The organism is Lysinimonas soli, assembly GCF_042655435.1.
Lineage (GTDB): Bacteria > Actinomycetota > Actinomycetes > Actinomycetales > Microbacteriaceae > Lysinimonas > Lysinimonas soli.
The window spans coordinates 109,393-123,845 of record NZ_JBHSMG010000002.1 but is presented as its reverse complement, the minus strand read 5'-3'; the positions used below and the strand labels follow the sequence as shown (position 1 = coordinate 123,845).

The 14,453-nt window shown below is 70.7% G+C and carries 14 protein-coding genes; 7 read left to right on the top strand and 7 right to left on the bottom strand.

The annotated features are described in order from the left end of the window. The first annotated feature begins 3 nt into the window (after positions 1 to 3). The gene (locus ACFPJ4_RS08125) at positions 4 to 2,166 is read left to right on the top strand and encodes an ATP-dependent Clp protease ATP-binding subunit (RefSeq protein ID WP_386739905.1); all 2,163 of its coding nucleotides are present in this window, start codon (positions 4 to 6) and stop codon (positions 2,164 to 2,166) included. Between the two features lie 33 nt (positions 2,167 to 2,199). Here the strand turns inward: ACFPJ4_RS08125 and ACFPJ4_RS08120 are convergent, their stop codons facing one another. From ACFPJ4_RS08120 to ACFPJ4_RS08105, 4 genes are all read right to left on the bottom strand, one after another. Further along, on the bottom strand, positions 2,200 to 3,897 hold the full coding sequence (locus ACFPJ4_RS08120) for a long-chain-fatty-acid--CoA ligase (protein ID WP_386739904.1): 1,698 nt from the start codon (positions 3,895 to 3,897) through the stop codon (positions 2,200 to 2,202). Between the two features lie 9 nt (positions 3,898 to 3,906). Further along, positions 3,907 to 4,977, bottom strand: coding sequence for a threonine aldolase family protein (locus ACFPJ4_RS08115; protein ID WP_386739903.1), 1,071 nt, complete (start codon positions 4,975 to 4,977; stop codon positions 3,907 to 3,909). Between the two features lie 151 nt (positions 4,978 to 5,128). Continuing rightward, positions 5,129 to 5,764, bottom strand: a complete 636-nt coding sequence (locus tag ACFPJ4_RS08110) for an SDR family NAD(P)-dependent oxidoreductase (protein WP_386739902.1) — start codon at positions 5,762 to 5,764, stop codon at positions 5,129 to 5,131. After that, positions 5,761 to 7,233, bottom strand: coding sequence for a DUF6421 family protein (locus ACFPJ4_RS08105; RefSeq protein ID WP_386739901.1), 1,473 nt, complete (start codon positions 7,231 to 7,233; stop codon positions 5,761 to 5,763). The genes ACFPJ4_RS08110 and ACFPJ4_RS08105 overlap by 4 nt, the downstream gene beginning before the upstream one ends. A gap of 111 nt (positions 7,234 to 7,344) precedes the next feature. Between ACFPJ4_RS08105 and ACFPJ4_RS08100 the strand changes: the two genes are divergently transcribed. Beyond that, positions 7,345 to 8,049, top strand: a complete 705-nt coding sequence (locus ACFPJ4_RS08100; protein WP_386739900.1) for a DNA alkylation repair protein — start codon at positions 7,345 to 7,347, stop codon at positions 8,047 to 8,049. 58 nt (positions 8,050 to 8,107) lie between these two features. Then, the gene (locus ACFPJ4_RS08095; protein WP_386739899.1) at positions 8,108 to 9,034 is read left to right on the top strand and encodes an AEC family transporter; all 927 of its coding nucleotides are present in this window, start codon (positions 8,108 to 8,110) and stop codon (positions 9,032 to 9,034) included. A 28-nt stretch (positions 9,035 to 9,062) separates the two neighbouring features. Here the strand turns inward: ACFPJ4_RS08095 and ACFPJ4_RS08090 are convergent, their stop codons facing one another. Continuing rightward, positions 9,063 to 9,899, bottom strand: coding sequence for an exodeoxyribonuclease III (locus ACFPJ4_RS08090; protein WP_386739898.1), 837 nt, complete (start codon positions 9,897 to 9,899; stop codon positions 9,063 to 9,065). Between the two features lie 103 nt (positions 9,900 to 10,002). Here ACFPJ4_RS08090 and ACFPJ4_RS08085 point away from each other — a divergent pair, with 103 nt between their 5' ends. From ACFPJ4_RS08085 to ACFPJ4_RS08075, 3 genes are read left to right on the top strand one after another with little or no spacing between them, the layout of a single operon-like run. Further along, positions 10,003 to 10,263, top strand: coding sequence for a hypothetical protein (locus tag ACFPJ4_RS08085; RefSeq protein ID WP_386739897.1), 261 nt, complete (start codon positions 10,003 to 10,005; stop codon positions 10,261 to 10,263). Positions 10,264 to 10,273: 10 nt separating this feature from the next. After that, positions 10,274 to 10,828, top strand: a complete 555-nt coding sequence (pyrE, locus tag ACFPJ4_RS08080) for an orotate phosphoribosyltransferase (protein WP_386739896.1) — start codon at positions 10,274 to 10,276, stop codon at positions 10,826 to 10,828. Beyond that, positions 10,825 to 11,814 (top strand): hypothetical protein, encoded by a 990-nt coding sequence (locus ACFPJ4_RS08075; RefSeq protein WP_386739895.1) that lies wholly within the window; start codon positions 10,825 to 10,827, stop codon positions 11,812 to 11,814. The genes pyrE and ACFPJ4_RS08075 overlap by 4 nt, the downstream gene beginning before the upstream one ends. Before the next feature lie 44 nt (positions 11,815 to 11,858). On the opposite strand, the gene ACFPJ4_RS08070 is transcribed toward ACFPJ4_RS08075, so the two are convergent. Continuing rightward, positions 11,859 to 12,656, bottom strand: a complete 798-nt coding sequence (locus ACFPJ4_RS08070; protein WP_386739894.1) for an HAD-IIA family hydrolase — start codon at positions 12,654 to 12,656, stop codon at positions 11,859 to 11,861. A 91-nt stretch (positions 12,657 to 12,747) separates the two neighbouring features. Between ACFPJ4_RS08070 and ACFPJ4_RS08065 the strand changes: the two genes are divergently transcribed. Continuing rightward, positions 12,748 to 13,512, top strand: coding sequence for a nucleotidyltransferase domain-containing protein (locus ACFPJ4_RS08065; RefSeq protein WP_386739893.1), 765 nt, complete (start codon positions 12,748 to 12,750; stop codon positions 13,510 to 13,512). A 49-nt stretch (positions 13,513 to 13,561) separates the two neighbouring features. Here the strand turns inward: ACFPJ4_RS08065 and ACFPJ4_RS08060 are convergent, their stop codons facing one another. Continuing rightward, positions 13,562 to 14,431 carry a DNA-methyltransferase gene (locus ACFPJ4_RS08060; protein ID WP_386739892.1) on the bottom strand — a complete coding sequence of 290 codons (870 nt, stop codon included), beginning with the start codon at positions 14,429 to 14,431 and terminating at the stop codon, positions 13,562 to 13,564. Positions 14,432 to 14,453 lie beyond the last annotated feature (22 nt).

Genomic DNA, 14,453 nt, shown 5'->3' with positions numbered 1-14,453 from the left:
GCCATGGCCAACATGCAGGGCGCCCCGACCTCGGGACAGCAAGAGGAGCAGAAGACGGCCCTCGAGCAGTACGGCATCAACCTCACCGAGATCGCCAAGAGCGGCAAGCTCGATCCCGTGATCGGGCGCGACGCCGAGATCCGGCGGATCAGCCAGGTGCTGACCCGCCGCACCAAGAACAACCCCGTGCTCATCGGGGAGCCCGGCGTCGGCAAGACTGCCGTCGTCGAGGGCCTCGCCCAGCGCATCGTCGCGGGCGACGTCGCCGACTCGCTGCGCGACAAGCAGCTGATCTCGCTCGACCTCGCGGCGCTCGTCGCGGGAGCCAAGTACCGCGGCGAGTTCGAGGAACGGCTCAAGGCCGTGCTCAAGGAGATCACCGAGTCCGAGGGCAAGGTCATCACCTTCATCGACGAGCTGCACACGCTGATGGGCGCGGGCGGCGGCGAGGGCTCGGTCGCGGCGGCCAACATGCTCAAGCCGATGCTCGCGCGCGGCGAACTGCGGCTGATCGGTGCGACGACGCTCAACGAGTACCGCGAGTACATCGAGAAGGATGCCGCCCTCGAGCGCCGCTTCCAGCAGGTGTACGTGGGCGAGCCGAGCGTCGAGGACACGGTGGCGATCCTGCGCGGGCTCAAGGAGCGCTACGAGGCCCACCACAAGGTGACGATCGCCGACAGCGCCCTCGTGGCGGCGGCATCCCTCAGCAATCGCTACATCACGGCCCGGCAGCTGCCCGACAAGGCGATCGACCTGATCGACGAGGCGGCATCGCGGCTGAAGATGGAGATCGACAGTTCGCCGGTCGAGATCGACGAGCTCAAGCGTGCCGTCGACCGCCTGCGGATCGAGGAGCTGGCGCTCAAGAAGGAGAAGGACCAGGCGTCGAAGGACCGCCTCGAGAAGCTGCGCACCGACATGCACGCGCGGGAGGCGCAGCTCGACGAGCTGCAGACCCGGTGGCTGGCCGAGAAGGCGTCGCTGCATTCGGTCGGCGATCTCAAGAGCCGCCTCAACGACGCGAGGATCGACCTCGACCGGGCCATGCGCGAGCAGCGCTACCAGGACGCGTCCAAGCTCAACTACGAGGTCATCCCCGGCATCGAGAAGGCGCTGGCCGAGGCCGAGGCGGTCGAGCAGTCCGGGCCGCGGATGGTCAACGACCAGGTGACCGATGAGGACATCGCCGCGGTCGTGGCCGCCTGGACCGGCATCCCGGTCGCCAAGCTGCGCCAGGGCGAGACCGAGAAGCTGCTGCACCTGGAGGCCGAGCTCGGCAAGCGGATCGTCGGGCAGAAGGATGCGGTGCGCGCCGTCAGCGAGGCGGTGCGGCGTACCCGGGCCGGCATCTCCGACCCCGACCGCCCGACCGGCTCGTTCCTGTTCCTCGGACCGACCGGCGTCGGCAAGACCGAACTCGCCAAGGCCCTGGCGAGCTATCTGTTCGACGACGAGAAGGCCCTCGTGCGCATCGACATGAGCGAGTACGGCGAGAAGTTCTCGGTCTCGCGACTGCTCGGCGCCCCTCCCGGGTACGTGGGCTACGAGCAGGGCGGGCAGCTCACCGAGGCCGTGCGCCGCAGGCCGTACTCGGTGATCCTGCTGGATGAGATCGAGAAGGCCCACCCCGAGGTCTTCGACGTGCTGCTGCAGGTGCTCGACGACGGGCGCCTCACGGACGGACAGGGGCGCACCGTCGACTTCCGTAACACGATCCTGATCCTGACGTCGAACCTCGGCAGCCAGTACCTGGTCGACCCCGCGTTGACCTGGGAGCAGAAGGTGCAGGCCGTGAACGACCTGGTGCGGCAGGCCTTCAAGCCGGAGTTCGTGAACCGGCTCGACGACATCGTCGTGTTCTCGCAGCTGAGCGAGGCCGACCTCGGCCAGATCGTGTCGCTCTACATCGACCGGCTCGAGAAGCGGCTCGGCGAGCGTCGGCTGCAGCTCGCGGTGACGCCGAACGCCCGCTCCTGGCTCGCGGAGCGCGGCTACGACCCGATCTACGGGGCGCGCCCGCTGCGCCGGCTCATGCAGCACGAGATCGACGACAGGCTCGCGCGGGCCCTGCTGGCCGGAGACGTGCGCGACGGCGACACCGTGATGGTGGATCTGGCGGGCGACGAGCTGACCGTCTCGCGGATGACGGCGCCCCAGGTCTAGCCCGCGGGCCGGGGCTGGGCGGGGCGGCGGGGGCTACGCCGACGCGTCGCCGGCGAGCAGCGACTCCTTGACCTTCTTGCGCAGGACCTTGCCGATGAGCGACTTGGGCAGCTCGTCGACCATGACCACGCGCTTGGGCACCTTGTAGGGCGTGAGGGTCTCGCGGGCGAAGGCGCGCAGGGCTTCGCCGTCGACGGTCGATCCCGGAACGGCGAGCACGGCCGCGACGACGTGCTCGCCGTCGCGCTCATCCGGAAGTCCGACCACGGCGACGTCGTCGACCCCGGGGAAGCCGCGCAGCACCGCCTCGACCTCGCTCGGCGAGACGTTGAAGCCACCGGTGATGATGAGCTCCTTCATCCGGTCGACGATCGTGACGAAGCCGTCCGCGTCGATCGTGGCGATGTCGCCGGTGCGGAACCAGCCGTCCGCGAAGGCCTCGGCCGTGGCATCCGGCTTCTTCCAGTAGCCGCTGAACACCTGGGGGCCCTTGACCAGCAGTTCGCCGCGTTCGCCGGGCGCGACATCCTTCGACGGATCGTCGGGGTCGGCGAGGCGCACGTCGGTTCCGGGCAGGGGCAGGCCGACGGTTCCGGGCCGGCGGTTCGGTGCCACGGGGTTCGCCATGAGCACGGGCGAGGTCTCGCTGAGCCCGTAGCCCTCGACGAGGTAGCCGTGCGTCAGGGCCTCCCACGGTTCGACGACCGACGACGAGAGGGGCATCGCGCCGCTGATGGCGATCCGGATGCCGTCGAGCGAGACGCCGGCATCCTCGGCCGCCTTGGTGAGCCGTTCGTAGATCGGCGGCACGGCCGGCAGGAAGGTCGGCGGGCGCTTCTTGATGACCGGCAGCACGAGTTCGGGAGAGAAGCGCGGGAAGAGCACGAGCCGCGCCCCCATGCTTATCGCAAAGGTGAGGCAGAGCGTGAGTCCGTAGGCGTGGAAGAGCGGGAGCACGGCGTGCACGCTGGCGGTTCCGCGCTCGATCTCGGGCACCCAGGCGCGGGCCTGTGCGGCGTTGACCCCGAGATTGAGGTGGGTCAGGGTGGCGCCCTTGGGGTAGCCGGTCGTGCCGCTGGTGTACTGGATGAGGGCGACATCCGAGACGGACGGGCCGCCCACCGAAGGCTTGATCCTGGTGTCGGCCAGCAGCTGCTCCCACGGGATCGTGGCGTGGACATCCGCGGTCAGCTCGGCGCGACTCGCGCGGGCTCGGGCCAGCGGCAGGCGCAGCGCCGCGCGCAGCCGGAACGGCATCGCCCGGGTCATGTCGACCGAGATGACGTGCTCGAGCGCCAGGTCGTCGGGGAAGCCCTGCAGCGTGGCGACGACCTTGTCCCAGGCGATCACGACCCGCGCTCCGTGGTCTTCGAACTGGTGGCGCAGCTCGCGCGGGGTGTAGAGCGGGTTGTGCTCGATGACGATCGCGCCGAGCCGCAGGACCGCGTAGAACGCGACGACGTGCTGGGGGCAGTTGGGCAGCACGAGCGCGATCGGATCCCCCTTGCGCACGCCCAGCCGGCGCAGGCCCTCCGCGGCGCGATCGATCTGTTCGCCGAGCTCGGCGTAGCTCGTCTCGCGTCCGAAGAACTCGAGGGCGACGTGGTCGCCGAACTCGGTGACCGACGACTGGATGAGGTCGGCGAGCGACCCGGTCGGCACCTCGATGTCGTCGGGCACGCCTTCGGCGTAGGACTTGACCCAGGGGCGGGGTGCTGCGGCTTCGGTCACAGGGTCAGCCTAGGCGCGCGCCAGCTCCTCGCGGATGACGGCGACGAAGCGATCGACGTCGGCCTCGGTGGTGTCGAAGGCGCACATCCAGCGCACCTGGCCGGCCGCGCGGTCCCAATCGTAGAAGCGCACGCGCTCGCGGATGCGGTCGGCGGCCCCGTTGTCGAGCACCGCGAACACGGCGTTGGCCTGCGTCGCCTGGCTGAACGCGAGGCCCGAGATCGAGCCGTCGGAGATCCCCGCCTCGAGCGACGACCTCAACCGAATCGCCATGGCATTGGCCTGCGCGGCCGACCGCAGGCCGAGGCCCTCGTCGAAGAGGGCGAGCAGCTGGGCGCTCATGAAGCGCATCTTGCTCGCCAGCTGCATGCTCGTCTTGCGCAGGAAGATCAGGCCGTCGACGCGGTCCGGGTCGAGAACGACGATGGCCTCGGCGCCGAGCAGGCCGTTCTTGGTGCCGCCGAAGCTCAGGATGTCGACCCCGGCATCCGTCGTGAACTCGCGGAACGGCACGCCCAGCGCGGCGGCCGCGTTCCAGATGCGGGCGCCATCCATGTGCAGGGCCATGCCGTGCTCGTGCGCCCAGTCGGCGATCGCGCGCACCTCGGCCGGTGTGTAGAGGGTGCCGAGCTCGGTGGTCTGGGTGATGCTCACCGCGAGCGGCTGGGCGCGGTGCTCGTCGCCCCAGCCCCAGGCCTCGGTGGCGATGAGCTCGGGGGTGAGCTTTCCGTCGGGGGTGCGCACCGTGTAGAGCTTGAGCCCGGTCATCTTCTCGGGAGCGCCGCCCTCGTCGGTGTGGATGTGCGCGGTGCTGGTCGCGACGACGGCGCCCCAGCGCGGCAGCAGCGAGGTGAGCGCGACGACGTTCGCGCCCGTGCCGTTGAAGACGGGGAAGACCTCGGCGCGCTCGCCGAACTGCTCGCGCATGAGTTCGCGCACACGTTCGGTGTAGACGTCCTCGCCGTAGGAGATCTGGTGGCCTCCGTTCGCGGTCGCGATCGCGGCGAGAACCTCGGGGTGCACGCCGGCGTAGTTGTCGGAGGCGAAACCGCGGGAGGACTGATCGTGGAGTGAGGTCACTGGTTCATTCTCGCGCGGATGCGGTCGGGTGCGGGCGCGGGCGCGGGTGTGGGTGCGGGTGCGCTCCTGCTGTCGGCGGCCGCAACGGGTGCGGGCTCGCCGCGCCCGAGCGCCCACCGATGCCTTCGCGCAACCCGGTACGGCGTGACAGCTAGATGCGGAGACGTGCGCCGGCGAGTTCGTTCGCGGAGCGATCCCAGAGGCCGATCAGGGCCGCCGCGAGCGTGGCCACCGAGGTGCCGCCGGCCGGGGCAGCGGGGGCGCCCTCCTCGATCGAGCGCACCACGAAGGTGACGGCGGCGGCGTCGGTCCCGGCCCAGCGGGTGGTCAGATGAGCCATCCAGTCCTCGGCGGCGAGCTTGGCGGCCGCATAGGCGGAGGTCGGGGGTGCATCGCGGTGGACGACCGTCGAACTCACGATCGCCAGCCGCCCGGCCGGGGCTGCCAGCAACGAGGGCTCGAAGGCGTCGCTGACGTTCATCAGAGTCGTGACGAGCCGCGCCGTGAGCCACTCGGCATCGGCGGGATCCGAGCCCGCGCGCCAGCCGCCCACCAGGTGCAGCAGGCCGTCGACGCGGCCGTGGGCGGCGAGCACCTCGGCCGCGAGACGATCGCACGCCGCGCGGTCGGTGAGGTCGGCGACCCGGCGATCGGCGGCATCCACGGTGGCGAGCCGCGCCGCGTCGGTCCCGACGGCCACGACCGTGTCGCCGCGCGCGCTCAGGGCTGCGGCCGCGGCCCGCCCCGTCGCTCCCGTCGCTCCGGTGATGACGACGACCCGGGTCATCCGCGCGCCCCGGTGATCCCCTTGGTCGACTCGATCACGGCACCCATCTTCTTGCCGAGAGCCTCGTAGAACATCGAGAGAGGGAACTCGTCGTCGAGCACGGCGTCGGTCATGCCCTTCGGAGGGCCGGCGAGGATCTCGTCCGAGAGCCCGCGCGCCCACACGGACGCCGGATGCGGCGCGAGCGTCGCCCGGATCAGCTCGTAGGCCGCGAGCCAATGCGCCGTCTTCGGGCGATCGATGCTGCGCCAGTAGAGCTCGTTGATCTCGTCGGAGAGGGCGACCACGACATCCGGAACTTCGGCCCAGTCGATCGCGAGCGAGGTGTCGGTCCAGTGCAGCACGTGGTGCTGATGCAGCCAGGCGAACAGCAGCTGGCCGCCCAGACCGTCGTAGTTGCGCACCCGGCTGCCCGTGAGCGGGAAGCGGAACAGGCGGTCGAACAGGATCGCGTACTGCACGAGCCGCGCGTGCTCGCGCGCCGTCGGGTCGCTCGCCTCGTCGCGCGTGAGACGGACGCTCTCGCGGAACGCCGTCAGGTCGCAGCGCAGCTCCTCGAGCGAGTACAGGAAGTACGGCATGCGCTGTTTGATCATGAACGGATCGAACGGCAGATCGCCACGCATGTGGGTGCGGTCGTGGATCAGATCCCACATCACGAAGGTCTGCTCGGCCAGAGCCTGGTCGTCGAGCAGTCGTGCCGCGTCATCCGGAAGCTCGAGCTTCGTGACTTCGGCCGCCGCGCGCACCACCCTGCGGAACCGCGCCGCCTCGCGGTCGGCGAAGATCGCCCCCCACGTGAAGGTCGGGAGCTGTGCCTGCTGGGGCGCCGCCGCTGCGGCGCCCGCCGGCCGATCGCCGTCCACGCCGCCGATCGGCCGCGCGCTCATCGCCACCGTCTCGGGGAACAGCACCGCCGAGTTGGTGTCGTAGCCGGGGGTGAAGTCGACGAAGCGGATCGGCACGAACAGCTTGTTCGTGTACGGATCGGCCTCGAGCTCGGCCACGAAGTCGGGCCAGAGCACCTCGATCAGCACGGCCTCGACCAGCCGGTCCGTGCTGCCGTTCTGCGTGTACATCGGGAACACCACGAGGTGGCGCAGGCCGTTCACCCGGTGCTGCTCGGGCCGGAAGGCGACGAGCGAGTCGTAGAAGTCGGGGATGCCGAAGCCCTCGGCCGCCCAGCGCTCGAAGTCGATCCGCAGGGCCGAGAGGTAGACGGCATCGTGCGGAAAGGCGGGGGCGAGGGCCCGGACCCCGGCGAGCAGACGAGCCACGAGGTCGACCGCGCGGGGGTGGTCGGCGGCATCCGGGATCGCGCCGTCGTGGTCCTGCAACTCGCGCAGCTGGATCGCGGCGGCCTTGACCTCGAGCCAGGCGGCCGACGACTCGGCGGTGGAGGCGTCCTCGACCACCTCGGGTTCTCCGACGATGGTGGGGGTCGTGCGAGCGGGCGTGAGCGATGACATGGCGCCTCCTTTCCTTCATCAAGGCTACGGAGCGGGCCGGAGGGAAGCATGCCGAATGGCGCACGAAAGCTGCGTGGCTGTCGCGACGACGCACGGTTCTAGACTCCTGGCATGGGCGAGACGGCCGATGACGTGCGTGCTGCCCTGGCCGAGCTCGCCGACCCGTCACGCGCGGCCGACCTCGGCCGCTACTTCAAGACGGGCCCAGGCGAGTACGGCGAGGGCGACGTGTTCCTCGGGATCCGGATGCCGACGATCCGCCGCGCGGTCGCGCCGTTCCGGGGCATCGCCCTCGACGAGATCGACGCGCTGCTCGACGATCCCGAGCACGAGCACCGGATGGCGGCCTTGCTTCTGCTGGTCGCCGCCGCCCGCCGCGAGCCCGAGACCGTTGTGGCCCGGTACCTGGCGGCGGTCGCACGCGGCAGGGTCAACAACTGGGACCTCGTGGATGTCAGCTCCGCCCCGATCCTCGGCGCCTGGTGGCGCGGACGGGACCGGGCTCCGCTACGCGCCCTCGCGGCATCCGCGTCGCTCTGGGAACGCCGGGTCGCGGTGCTCGCCACGCTCGACTTCCTCCAGCACGGCGACGCCTCGACGACGTTCGAGCTGGCGGAGCGGCTTCTGGCCGACCGCGAAGACCTGATCCAGAAGGCGGTCGGCTGGATGCTGCGCGAGGCCGGCGACCGCGTCGACCGCGCCGCGCTCCTGGCCTTCCTCGATGCGCACGCCGCCGCGATGCCGCGCACGATGCTGAGCTACGCGACGGAACACCTCACGCCCGAGCAGCGGACGCACTACCGCGCGCTGCGCTGACCGGGGCACCGGGCCCACCGGGTCAGGGCACCCCGACCGCGCTGGCTAGCCTTGACCCATGGTGGGCGTGCTGATCGGGTTCGCGATCATCGTCGCCGTCATCGCGGTCGGCTATCTGATCGGACGGATCGATCTGCTCGGGCCGAGCGCCGACCGGGTGCTCAGCCGGCTGGCCTTCTTCGTGCTCTCGCCCGCGCTGCTGTTCACCGTGCTGGCGGGAGCGGATGTGCGGCACCTGTTCTCGGCCCTGCTGCCGATCTCGGCACTCGCCGCCGTGATCGACATCGTGGCGTTCTTGGTGATCGCGCTGCTGGTCTGGCGCCGCAGCATCCCCGAGGCGACGATCGGCGCACTCGCCTCCGGCTACGTGAACGCCAACAACATCGGGCTGCCGGTCTCGGTCTACGTGCTCGGCGACGCCTCGAGTTCGGCGCCCGTCATCCTGCTGCAGCTCATCGTGCTCGCCCCGATCGCGCTGACCGTGCTCGACGTGACGACGAGCGGCACCCTCTCGGTGCGGCGGATCCTGCTGCAACCGGTGCGCAATCCGCTGATCATCGGATCGCTGCTCGGCGTGATCGTCGCGGTCACCGGGCTGAGACTCCCCGCGCCGGTGCTCGCCCCCCTGCAGCTCGTGGGGGCGGCCGCGGTGCCCGTGATCCTGCTGAACTTCGGGATGTCGCTGCACGGCAGCCGCGTGCTCGCCGCGGGCACCCGGCGCCGTGACGTGCTGCTCGCGAGCACCCTCAAGCTGGCCGCGATGCCCGTGATCGCCTGGCTGCTCGGCCACTTCGTCTGGCAGTTGCGCGGACACCAGCTGTTCGTCGTCGTCGTCCTCGCCGCGCTGCCGACGGCGCAGAACGTCTTCAACTACGCGCAGCGTTACGGCACGGCGGTCACGCTCGCGCGCGACACGGTGCTGATCACCACCGCGGCCTCGATCGTCGTGCTGGTGGTCGTCGCGGCGCTGCTCGCACCGGGATGAGCGACGCGGAGCCGAGCCGCCTCGGGGCTCAGAAGATCATCGGCCGATCGTCGTCGTCGATCTCGAGGTCGAGATCGACCGCGACGGGCACATGGTCGCTCGGGGCGTCGCCCTTGCGCTCGTTGCGGTGGATCTGCGCGCCGACCACCCGGTCGGCGAAGGCGTGCGAGCCCAGGATGAAGTCGATGCGCATGCCCTCGTTGCGGGGAAATCGCAGCTGCTTGTAGTCCCAGAAGGTGAAGCCCTCGGGAACCAGGGGACGCACGACATCGCTCAGCCCGATCGCCTCGAACTCGGCGAACGCGGCACGCTCGGGCGGCGAGATGTGGGTCGACACCCCCGGGACGAAGGTGGGGTCGCCGACATCGGAGTCCAGTGGCGCGATGTTGAAGTCACCGAGCAGGGCCAGGGGGACATCCGGATGCGCGCCGAGCCACTCGCGCGTCGATCCGGCCAGCGCCGCCAGCCAGTCGAGCTTGTAGTCGTAGTGGGGATCGCCGAGCGCGCGCCCGTTGGGAACGTAGAGGCTCCAGATGCGCACCCCGTTGACGGTCGCGCCGATCGCCCGGGCCTCACGCGGCAGATCGGGACCCTCCTCGCCCTTGAGAAAGCCGGGCATGCCGTCGAAGCCGATCTCGACATCCTCGATGGGGGCTCGACTCGCGATCGCGACGCCGTTCCACTGGTTGAGGCCGTGCAGCCGGACCTCGTAGCCGGCCTCCTCGAAGGCCTCGATCGGGAACTGCGCCTCGGTGCATTTGATCTCCTGCATCGCGAGCACGTCGACCTCTTCGCGGCCCAGCCAGTCCACGATCCGGCCCACCCTGCTGCGGACGGAGTTCACGTTCCAGGTCGCGATGCGCATGCTCCCCAAACTACCGGGGCCCTCCGGCACGAGCCGCGTCGGACGGGTCTGCCCCCGAAGGGGAGTCTGTGTCGGGGGCAGTGCGCTGCCTAGTCTCGAATCAGTGACCCCCGACACTGGAACACCCGACCGCGCCCCCCGGCCCTCACGTCGAACCATCGTGTTCGGCGTCATCGTCGTGCTCGTGGCCGGGGCTCTGGTCGCGCTCATCGGGTTCGTCGCGGCCCCGGTGCCCGTCGCCGCGACGACCGAGCGTCTCGCGGCCGTCGATCCGCGGGGCGGCCAGTTGACGACCTATCCGCTCAGCGACGAGAAGCCGATGCGCGCGATCGGCAAGGGGGTTGCCGGGGCGGTTGCACCCTAGGGTGTTCACTGTGACCGACGCGCGCAGCCAGCTCATCGACTACATCCGCGATGAGGCCGTATTCCACGGGGAGTTCACCCTCACGAGCGGCAAGAAGGCCAGCTACTACATCGACCTGCGCAAGGTCAGCCTCGACCACCGGGTCGCGCCGCTGATCGGCCAGGTCATGACCGACATCATCGATCGCATCCCGGACGTCGACGCCGTCGGCGGTCTGACCATGGGCGCCGATCCGATCGCCGCGGCCGTGCTGCACCAGGGTGCCGCGCGCGGGCGTCGTTACGACGCGTTCGTCGTGCGCAAGGAGCCCAAGGACCACGGCCGGGGCAAGCAGGTCGAGGGGCCGGACCTCCGCGGCAAGCGCGTGGTCGTGCTCGAAGACACCTCGACGACCGGCGGCTCTCCGCTGAAGGCGGCCGAGGCGCTCGAGAAGGTCGGCGCGATCGTGGTCGGTGTCGCCGTCGTCGTCGACCGCGACACGGGAGCCCAGCAGGTCATCGAGGCCGCGGGCTACCCGTACTTCGCCGCGATCGGTCTGGCCGATCTGGGCCTGGCAGGGCAGTGACCGAGCGGGATCCGGAGCACGACCCGGATGCCGGAGCCGGCCCGTCACCGGCCGAGGCGCCCCCGGCTCCCGGACAGCCCTTCTCGTGGGGCCTGACGCCGGGCGAGCCGACCCAGGCGATCACCCCGGAGCCCGAGGCCACCCAGCCGATGGAGCAGGTCGAGGCGCTGCCCGCCGCGGCTCCGCCCGCAGCAGCGACCCCGACTGAGCCGACCCACGCCCAGCCGACCCCGGCCGAGGCGCCCCCGCTCGAACCGACCCCGGCCGAAACGACGTCGGCGATCGACGCGCTGTTCGCCGAGACGGCGTTCAAGGAGTACGACGACGCGCTCGTCCCGATCGCGAGTCCCGCCGCACGGCCGGTGGCAGCCGGCCCCGCCCCGGCCGCCACCGGAGACCACCACGGACTCACGCGGGCCCACAAGGTGCTGATCTCGATCGCGGTCGGCCTGGTCGCGATCGTCGCCCTCATCGCGCTGTTCATCCTGGGCACCCGGCTTCCCGCCCTGCTCGGATCGGCGCCCGCCGCCATCCCGACCGCCAGCGCCTCGCCGACCCCGACCCCCACGACGACGTCGACCGTCAAGCCGGTCGGACCGGTCGCCGTCGGCGTGCACCGCTGGGACCAGCTGCTCGGCGGCGAGTGCCTCGACCCGTTCAGCTCGGCCTGGGCCGAGACGTTCACGGTCGTCGACTGCGGCGCGCCGCATCCGGCTCAGATGGTGTTCCGCGGCACCTTCGACCCCGCGACGTACCCCACCTTCCCGGGGGCGGATGCGCTGCAGAAGCAGATCTCCCTGCTGTGCAGCGCGCCCGGGGTACTCGACCTCGCCGCGGCCGGCCAGTACACCGACGCACAGATGCAGGGCAGCTACCCGGTCACGGCGCAGGAGTGGAATGCCGGCCAGCACGACTACTTCTGCTTCGTGAACCGCTCATCGGGCCAGCCCATGACCGGCAGCATCGCGGTGGCGAAGACGCCGTAGGGCGCGAAACGAATCGCGGCGGCCGCGGGGCGCCGCCGAGTGGGCTAGAGCTCCGTCTCGCCCTGATCAGGGTCGACCAACTCGTACACGCCCTGCAGGATCTCGTCGGGTCGGAACGGGTAGCGCTCGATCTCGGCCTGGTCGCTGATGCCGGTGAGCACCAGAACGGTGTGCAGCCCCGCCTCGATGCCGGCGACGATGTCGGTGTCCATCCGGTCGCCGATCATCGCCGTGTTCTCGCTGTGGGCGCCGATCTTGTTCATCGCCGAGCGGAACATCATGGGGTTCGGCTTGCCGACGACGTACGGGTCCTTGCCCGTGGCCTTCGTGATGAGAGCCGAGATCGCACCGGTCGCGGGCAGCACGCCATCGGAGCTCGGGCCGGTGGCATCCGGGTTGGTGGCGATGAAGCGGGCGCCGTCGTTGATGAGTCGGATCGCCTTGGTGATCGCCTCGAAGGAGTAGTTGCGGGTCTCGCCGACGACCACGTAGTCGGGGTCGGTCTCGGTCAGGATGAAGCCGACCTCGTGCAGCGCGTTCGTCATCCCGGATTCGCCGATCACGAAGGCTGTTCCGCCCGGCATCTGCGAGGCGCAGAAGTCGGCGGTCGCCAGCGCGCTCGTCCAGATCGCGGCCTCGGGAACATCCAGCCCCGACGAGCGCAGCCGCGCCGCCAGGTCACGCGGGGTGAAGATCGAGTTGTTGGTGAGCACCAGGAAGGGCGTTCCGCGGTCGGTCCACTGCCGGATGAGCTGCTGCGCGCCGGGCAGCGCCGTGTTCTCGTGGACCAGCACGCCATCCATGTCGGTCAGCCAGCATTCGACCTCGCCGCGATCGCTCATGGGGAAAGCGTAGCGACGCCGGCCGGCTCGGCCGACGCCGGTGGTTCCTCGACCCCGCCTCCTCCCCGACCCCCCCGCATAGGATGACCCGATGGATGACGAGGCCTTCGTCGACGAGCTCGCCACTCGGCTGGCCGGCCTTCCCACGGTGGAGGCGGTCGCGCTCGGCGGTTCGCGTGCGCAGGGAACGCACCGCCCCGACAGCGACTGGGATCTCGCGATCTACTACCGGGGCGACTTCGACCCGAACGAGCTGCGGGCGCTCGGCTACCCCGGCGAGGTGTCGCAGCTCGGCGGCGAGGGCAGCGTCTTCGGCGGCGGAGCCTGGCTTCGGGTCGACGGACGCGCGGTCGACGTGCTCTTCCGCGACCTGGCCGACATCGAGGCGGAGCTCGCCGCGGCCGAGGCCGGACGGGTGCGCATCGAGGCGCTCTCCTTCCATCTCGCGGGGGTGCCGAGCTACCTCGTCATCGCCGAACTCGCTCTGTGCCGCGTGCTGCGCGGCGAGCTGCCGCGGCCGGCCTTCCCGGCGGCGCTGCGCCGCTCGGCGTCCGCGGCCTGGTGGGGACGGGCTCGCCTGCACCTCGACTACGCGCGGAATGCACACGCCTCGGCCGGCCGGGCCGCCCAGTGCCTCGCGATGCTCACCGTCGCCGCCTCGCAGACCTCGCACGCGGTGCTCGCGGCTCGGGGTGAGTGGATCACCAACGAGAAGACCCTGCTCGACCGGGCCGGGCTGCGCGGCATCGACTGGATCGTCACCTCGGTGAGCCCGGATGCGGACGGCCTGCGGGCCGCGTGCGACGCGATCGATGCGCTCTGCTCGGATGCCGTGCTTGCGGCCTCGCGTTCCTGAGGGGACGTAGGCCGGCTCTCTCGGGTCAGCAGGCGAGCGGGTCAGCGGGTCACGGGGTCAGCTCGACGACCCGCGCGGCAGGCAGGCGCGCCTGCATGACGGCCACGGCATCCGGACTCTCGTCGACCAGCAGGAAGCGGCGCCCGAGCGCGGCGGCGACCGCGCCCGTCGTGCCCGAGCCGGCGAAGAAGTCGATGACCCGATCGCCCGGTGCGCTCGAGGCCTGCACGATGCGACGCAGCACTCCCTCGGGCTTCTGGGTCGCGTAGCCGGTGCGCTCGGATCCGTTGGTCGACACGATCGTGTGCCACCAGACGTCGGTGGGCAGCTTGCCGCGTGCGACCTTCTCGGGCGTGACCAGACCGGGAGCCATGTACGGCTCGCGGTCGACCGCCGCGCTGTCGAAGTAGTAGTTCTCGGGGTTCTTGACGTAGACCAGGATCGTGTCGTGCTTCGCCGGCCAGCGCTTGGTCGCCTTGGCCCCGTAGTCGTAGGCCCAGATCAGCTCGTTGAGAAAGCATTCGCGGCCGAACAGCGCGTCGAGCGCGACCTTCGCGTAGTGGGCCTCGCGGTAGTCCAGGTGCAGGTAGAGGGTTCCGCGGTCGTCGAGCAGGCGCCACGCCTCGGCGAGGCGGGGCTCGAGGAACTCCCAGTAGTCCTCGAAGCGGTCGTCGTAGCGGAACAGCGTGGTCTTGACCGTCTCGTAGCTGCGGCCCCCGAAGCCGCGCCGGGCCCCCTCGGCGCTGCGGGTCGTCGCGATGCTCTGCCGGCGCTGCACGCGCCCCGTGTTGAACGGCGGATCGAGGTAGACCAGCCGGGCGACCCCGTCGGGCAGCAGCGCCGTCGCGGCGAGGTTGTCGCCCAGCACGATCGTGTCGGGGCCGTCGGGGTCCCAGACGAAGGCGGGGCGGTCGGGCATGTGCCGACATTAACGCGCCGGT

What these genes read in the sequence shown, in the direction of transcription:
- ACFPJ4_RS08090 (WP_386739898.1), bottom strand. Translation starts at nt 9,899, where the DNA reads ATGCGCATCGCGACCTGGAACGTGAACTCCGTCCGCAGCAGGGTGGGC.
- ACFPJ4_RS08100 (WP_386739900.1), top strand. Translation starts at nt 7,345, where the DNA reads ATGGGCGAGACGGCCGATGACGTGCGTGCTGCCCTGGCCGAGCTCGCC.
- ACFPJ4_RS08110 (WP_386739902.1), bottom strand. Translation starts at nt 5,764, where the DNA reads ATGACCCGGGTCGTCGTCATCACCGGAGCGACGGGAGCGACGGGGCGG.
- ACFPJ4_RS08060 (WP_386739892.1), bottom strand. Translation starts at nt 14,431, where the DNA reads ATGCCCGACCGCCCCGCCTTCGTCTGGGACCCCGACGGCCCCGACACG.
- ACFPJ4_RS08125 (WP_386739905.1), top strand. Translation starts at nt 4, where the DNA reads ATGGCCAACATGCAGGGCGCCCCGACCTCGGGACAGCAAGAGGAGCAG.
- ACFPJ4_RS08095 (WP_386739899.1), top strand. Translation starts at nt 8,108, where the DNA reads ATGGTGGGCGTGCTGATCGGGTTCGCGATCATCGTCGCCGTCATCGCG.
- ACFPJ4_RS08070 (WP_386739894.1), bottom strand. Translation starts at nt 12,656, where the DNA reads ATGAGCGATCGCGGCGAGGTCGAATGCTGGCTGACCGACATGGATGGC.
- ACFPJ4_RS08105 (WP_386739901.1), bottom strand. Translation starts at nt 7,233, where the DNA reads ATGTCATCGCTCACGCCCGCTCGCACGACCCCCACCATCGTCGGAGAA.
- ACFPJ4_RS08065 (WP_386739893.1), top strand. Translation starts at nt 12,748, where the DNA reads ATGGATGACGAGGCCTTCGTCGACGAGCTCGCCACTCGGCTGGCCGGC.